Annotated in this window: 1 pseudogene; it reads right to left on the bottom strand. The window is 62.8% G+C overall.

Annotated features, from left to right (window positions below):
• Positions 1-932, bottom strand: a pseudogene (locus tag E3O54_RS12770) (IS481 family transposase); the annotation flags it as partial.
• Positions 933-1034 lie beyond the last annotated feature (102 nt).

The raw sequence follows: 1034 nt of genomic DNA, 5'->3' as shown, positions 1-1034 counted from the left end.
GCCGATGCCGGTATGGGGTCTGTGGTGATTGTAGCTATGGATCCAGTCTTGGTAGGTGGCTGCTCGGGCGGCGTCTGAGTTGTAGTGGTGGGCGTAAGCCCATTCCGCGGCGAGGGTGCGGTGGAATCGTTCGATCTTTCCGTTGGTTTGGGGTCGGTAGGGCCGGGTGAACTTGTGCGTAATGTCGCTCAGAGCGTCGTTGAAGAACTTCGACCGGTAGCAGGAGCCGTTGTCGGTCATGACGCGCAGCACAGTGATGTCGTGGGTCGCGTAGAACGCGTTCGCGCGGCCCCAGAAGCCGGCCGCGGTTTCCTTCTTCTCATCGGTCAAGATCTCTGAATAGACCAGCCGGGAATAATCGTCGATCGCGGAGTGCAGAAATGAGTGGCCTACGCCTGCCTGACGGTTGCGTTTGCCGGCTTGGCGGCTTGGCGGCCGAGAGTGCGGTGGCCGCCGCCGTCGGGGATGCGACCAAGTTTCTTCACGTCAACGTGCACCAGCTCGCCTGGGGTTTTCTTCTCGTACCGAATCGGTTTGGGTTTGCGCACCGGCAGGCCCGTGTTCTGGTCTAGATGGCCCAGCAACGGCATCCGGTACCGGTTGAGGACCTTCGAGACCGTCGATTGCGGCAGCCTCAGGTGGTAGCCGATGCGGTGCGGCCCCCACCGCCTCGTGAAGCGCAGCGCGATGATTCGCCGTTCGGTGCGCCGGGCACATTGGTTCGGGGAGAAGTGCGGGCGCGACGACCGGTCGACGAGCCCGGCACCACCCTGAGCCCGGTACCGGGTAACCCATTTGGCCACGGTCGCGCGAGAGACCTGGAGCCGTTCGGCGACCCGGGCTTGAGCCCAGCCGTCGTTCACGACGAGCTGAACCAGCTTCAGCCGGCCTCCCGGGGTCAGCGGGGCGTTGGCATGAGTAACGTAAGAGATGAGGGCCTCCGTTGCATCGTGTTGAGTGTGGTAACCCAATCGATACCGGAGGTCCTCACCTTTTTAGCTCACGCCACGCTCACAACCTGTGTGGGAACAACA

The sequence above is a fragment of the Cryobacterium sp. TMT2-4 genome (assembly GCF_004402575.1).
GTDB lineage: Bacteria > Actinomycetota > Actinomycetes > Actinomycetales > Microbacteriaceae > Cryobacterium > Cryobacterium sandaracinum.
Note: the sequence above shows the minus strand (reverse complement) of the source record. Positions and strands in the feature narration are given on the sequence as shown.